Here is a 4872-nt window from a genome sequence, read left to right on the forward strand (position 1 = left end):
AACAACGGATTAACTATCGTCCGAAAAAGTGTTTGGGGTTCAAGCAGCCAGCTGTCCTATTTAAAGAAATGATGTCGGCTGCTTGAAAATTAAGAGTGTCGCAGTTCGGAGTTGAATTCGGGAGTACGAACCTTACCCTGCCACTATGCAAGGTAAGGTTGAATACATCTAAAATGACGACAGTCTTTTAAAGCAATTCAGACACCACATCCGCTAACTGATGGAATGTCTCTAGACGAGACGAACTTGGTCGCCAGACCAGACCAATATCTCGGTATGCCTGTTGGCCTGGAGGATCGATCACCACTAGGTTTTGGTTTTCAAGCAAACCGTGGTCGATGGCCATCTGCGGAATAAAGGTGGTTCCTAAACCATTGGCCACCATTTGCACCAATGTGTGGAGGCTTGTGGCGGTGAACGGATTTATCTTCTCTTTGTCGGTTAACTTACAAGCTGATACCGCGTGCTCGGTTAAGCAGTGCTCGTTCTCCAGCAAAAATACAGACTCATCTGGCAAGTCATCGTATTTAATCGGAACACGAATGCCATCTGCTTGATTACGACTGATCACCATTCTGAACGGGTCTTGCCCAACAACTTTACTCTCCATGTTGTCGATATCGACAGGCAGAGCCAGAATCAACACATCTAACTCACCATGACGTAATGCAGCCAATAAGTTAGTCGTCGTGTCTTCACGTAACAGTAAGTTCAACTGAGGAAAACGATGATTGGCTTCTTGGACCAAATCGCATAAAAGGAACGGCGCTATGGTAGGGATACACCCGACTCGCAACTGACCTTGCATCGCGTCCCCGTTACACAAGTTTCCAAGTTCGACAAGATCTTGCCCTTTAGCCAATAGCTCTCGACCGTGCTTAACCACCAGCTCACCCGCTTGAGTGAAAACCAATGGGCTCTTCTTATCTTTCTTCTCATAAAGAGGACAACCAATCAGCTCTTCGAGGTTTTGAATGCCTTTACTTAGCGTAGATTGACTGACGAAACAGCGATCCGCAGCGTCGCTAAAGTGACGGGTTTCGTGAAGGGTAACAAGATAATGAAGCTGCTTTAGACTTGGCCATTTATTCATGAAATTACTTTGTAATATGAGTAGGATAAGTTACGTAAAGGTCAGTAGACCTAAGGACTGGGCAAAGATTAAGCTCATCGCTTTTTTCGATTAACTTAATCTATTTAATTCGCTTTTTTCTATAGTACCGATTGTACTATAGTTTGTCCCGTAGAAACGGAGCCCAAACAAAGATGTGTTGGGCCAACTAATTTTTTAGGAGATTCCAAATGGTACTAGTAGGTCGTCAAGCCCCTGACTTTACTGCAGCAGCTGTTCTAGGTAACGGTGAGATCGTTGATAACTTCAACTTCGCAGAATTCACTAAAGGTAAGAAAGCTGTAGTTTTCTTCTACCCACTAGACTTCACTTTCGTTTGTCCTTCAGAGCTAATCGCTTTCGACAACCGTCTAGAAGATTTCCAAGCTAAAGGCGTTGAAGTAATCGGTGTTTCAATCGATTCTCAATTCTCTCACAACGCATGGCGTAACACTGCTATCGCTGATGGCGGTATCGGTCAAGTTAAGTACCCTCTAATTGCTGACGTTAAGCACGAGATCTGCAAAGCATACGATGTTGAGCACCCAGAAGCAGGCGTTGCTTTCCGTGGTTCTTTCCTAATCGACGCTGACGGCCTTGTACGTCACCAAGTAGTTAACGATCTTCCACTAGGTCGTAACATCGACGAAATGCTACGCATGGTAGACGCACTAAACTTCCACGAGAAGAACGGTGAAGTTTGTCCTGCACAATGGGAAGAAGGCAAAGCAGGTATGGACGCATCACCAACAGGTGTTGCTGCGTTCCTATCTGAGCACGCTGACGACCTAAGCAAGTAATTACCTCTTAAGCCTGAACTCAACTCAGGTTAATGGTTGGAAGACTCTCTATAAAGAGAAATAAAGCATAAGCTAATAGCGCAAAGCGCACCGCCAATCAGTTAAGAAGTAAAGTCCTATTAAAAGCCCGAAGTTAACGCTTCGGGCTTTTTTCATATCTATTCGACAGCCTTCCACTTCCCCAAAGCTCCCTCTGCAACAATTAATAGAGGTAATTACAAAAACAAACTTTACCCCTATTTTCCTCTGCGACCACCTATTCATATCCGTATCTAGATTGCTATGATTTCATCAGTATCTTTTTGAACGGATAAACATGATGAACACCGAAATTGAAGTCTGTATCGATAACTTAGAATCTCTACATAACGCACTATCTGGTGGCGCGAATCGAATTGAGCTTTGCTCTTCATTGGCACTTGGCGGGTTAACTCCAAGCTTCGGAATGATGAAGCAAGCGGCAAAAATTTCGTCCGTTCCTGTCTACGCGATGATACGACCAAGACAAGGCGACTTCATTTTCGATAATGACGATATGCTCTGTATGCTTGAAGATATTGAAGCTTGTGCAAGTGCAGGCTTGGATGGGGTCGTACTTGGTGTGATAGCGTCGAACGGAAGTATTGATATGCCAAAAATGCATCAACTGGCTGACAAAGCGCACTCATTGAAGCTTGGAATAACGTTCCATAGAGCCATTGATCAAAGCTCTGATTACCAAACAGCATTAGAACAGGTCATCACACTTGGATGTGAAAGAGTCCTGACATCAGGGCTTGCTGTTAATGCTGAGCAAGGCATCAATGTGCTCGCAGATATGGTCAAACAAGCCGATGGCAGAATCGATATCATGGCTGGCGCTGGCGTCAATGCAACGAATGCTAAGATGATTCAAAGTGCCACCCAAGTACCTGCACTTCACCTTTCAGGTAAATCGACAAGACCGAGTCTAATGGAAAGCAATTCAAGCGCTCAAATGGGCAGTGATGATATTGATGATTATCAGATACCAGTAACTGATGCTAGCAAGATATCCAGTGTGAGAGCCGCTCTCATCGCTTAGGGTAATAGTCGCTAACACAAATCCCGAGAACCTCACTGACTAATCTAACTGACTGACGTATATTAGATTTAATAGCGCAGAAAATTTTCATGGATAGATATGGCTAAAGACTTATTCAGCTCTCTTGATTTAAACCTGTTACGAACATTTCTGATTGTTTATCAAGAAAAAAACACTAGAAAGGCTGCGGAGCGTTTATTCGTTTCTCAGCCAGCGGTTAGCCAAGCCCTGCAAAAGCTAAGACACCACTTCAACGATGACCTTTTCGTTAAAGTTCATGGAGGTCTGCAGCCTACCGCTTTCTCAGAACAACTCACCAATGAAATAAAGCCGTTCATGGACGGTCTATCTGTCGCGATCAATGCATCAAACACTTTTGATCCAAAAGAGATCGATTACACACTCAAAATAGCGCTATCACCTATCGTGCTATCTTGTTTATCTGGTTCTTTATTTAAAATGATAAGAGAGCAAGCACCGAATGCGAATCTAGAATTAGTCTCTTGGACCAATGCTTCTGTTTCTGACATTCAGAAAGGTGAGGTGTTGATGGGGGTCAGTTACCTTGGTAGCAAAACGAGTAAAGAAGTTTATACGAAAAAGTTAATTGAACTAACAGGGCGTATTTTTGTAAGAAAAGACCACCCTTTAAAGCAAGAAATCGTTACACCTTATGATGTGGCAGGCTACGATATCGCTTCACTAGTCACACCCGGTTGGAACGACAACCATAGTTTGGCATCGGATATCCTAACTGATCTCTCCGTTGAACATAGTGTTGGTTTCCGTAGTGAGCTAATGATGGCGGTCATTGATGTCATTCAACACACAGATATGTACATGCCACACTCGAATCTTTTCCTCGTTGATAATTACCCAACCCTACGCGGAATCGATGTTGTGATAGATGGCGAGCCTCCCAAAACTCCTGTTTACTGCCATTTACATATTAAAAACAGAAACTCCCCTATTACCAATTGGCTATTTGAGTTAATACAAAAAGCACTATCAACTCAGGTTAATAAGTAATGCTTATTATAGAGATACGAATATCTACTTAGCCTAAAAATAAAACACTGCTTAATATTAGCCCTATCAAAACGGATACTGAACTACGAAGGATCGTGCAGTTAAGTTAACCCTAAATAGAGACTAATATGAAAATTGCACTTACTACCCTAATTTCAGCTTCACTACTTTCTGTTCCAGTTCTTGCAAACAACTTTGACAGCCAACACCGTGTGGGTATTGGTTACAACCAAACTCAGGTAGACGATTGGCTAACCGATGACACAGTTGATTGGGGTAACGGTATCAAGCTTGAATATGGTTATGAATTTAACCGTATCGTAAGTATCAATGTTTCTTACGCAACGAATAGTGACGACGAAAACGTTGAAGGTATAAAAGCCGAGATCGATGGTTACAAATTCCAAGTTGATGCTGATATCGGTTATAAATTTGAATTAGATGGCTTCTCTTTGAAACCTTATGGTGTTCTGGGCCTAGCTCGTCAAAGTGAAGATAATTCAATTAGCATCCTAGACAAGAAGTGGACTGAATCATACAACGATACCAGCTTCGTTGTTGGCCTAGGTGGTCGTGCTGAATTCGGACCACACCTATACACTGACATGCGCTTTGAATTCGCGAGCTACGATGACGTAGATTACGACACATTCTCATGGACTGTCGGTTACCGCTTCTAATAGATTGAAAAAGCCAGCGTCTATGAAGTGACCCCGTAAAGTTGGACATTTCTGTTAAGCGGCTTTCTAGGCCTGAGTTCGATATTATATCGGATTCAGGCCTTTTAGTTTCTCTTTTATACGCTTGGTATTGTAGTACTCGATGTGTTCTTTAATTTTCTCTATCAGAGCATCTGCATCTTCAAAGCT

The 4872-nt window shown here is 42.8% G+C and carries 6 protein-coding genes; 4 read left to right on the forward strand and 2 right to left on the reverse strand.

The window, feature by feature from the left end:
• Positions 1-187 precede the first annotated feature (187 nt).
• Positions 188-1093 (reverse strand): hydrogen peroxide-inducible genes activator, encoded by a 906-nt coding sequence (locus H5300_RS25475; RefSeq protein ID WP_004735078.1) that lies wholly within the window; start codon positions 1091-1093, stop codon positions 188-190.
• Positions 1094-1302: 209 nt separating this feature from the next.
• Here H5300_RS25475 and H5300_RS25480 point away from each other — a divergent pair, with 209 nt between their 5' ends.
• The 4 genes from H5300_RS25480 to H5300_RS25495 all read left to right on the forward strand — a co-directional run bounded on the left by H5300_RS25480 (position 1303) and on the right by H5300_RS25495 (position 4683).
• A complete protein-coding gene (locus tag H5300_RS25480; RefSeq protein ID WP_004735077.1) occupies positions 1303-1911 on the forward strand; it encodes a peroxiredoxin C in 609 nt (202 codons plus the stop codon).
• A gap of 319 nt (positions 1912-2230) precedes the next feature.
• Positions 2231-2974, forward strand: a complete 744-nt coding sequence (locus tag H5300_RS25485) for a copper homeostasis protein CutC (protein ID WP_182797231.1) — start codon at positions 2231-2233, stop codon at positions 2972-2974.
• Between the two features lie 99 nt (positions 2975-3073).
• Positions 3074-4003 (forward strand): LysR family transcriptional regulator, encoded by a 930-nt coding sequence (locus H5300_RS25490; protein WP_182797228.1) that lies wholly within the window; start codon positions 3074-3076, stop codon positions 4001-4003.
• Between the two features lie 128 nt (positions 4004-4131).
• On the forward strand, positions 4132-4683 hold the full coding sequence (locus tag H5300_RS25495) for a porin family protein (RefSeq protein ID WP_182797229.1): 552 nt from the start codon (positions 4132-4134) through the stop codon (positions 4681-4683).
• A gap of 84 nt (positions 4684-4767) precedes the next feature.
• On the opposite strand, the gene H5300_RS25500 is transcribed toward H5300_RS25495, so the two are convergent.
• A partial coding sequence (locus H5300_RS25500; RefSeq protein ID WP_182797230.1) for an IS3 family transposase occupies positions 4768-4872 on the reverse strand: 105 nt, incomplete at its 5' end.

This window comes from Vibrio sp. SG41-7 (genome assembly GCF_014164465.1).
Classification (GTDB): Bacteria; Pseudomonadota; Gammaproteobacteria; order Enterobacterales; family Vibrionaceae; genus Vibrio; species Vibrio splendidus.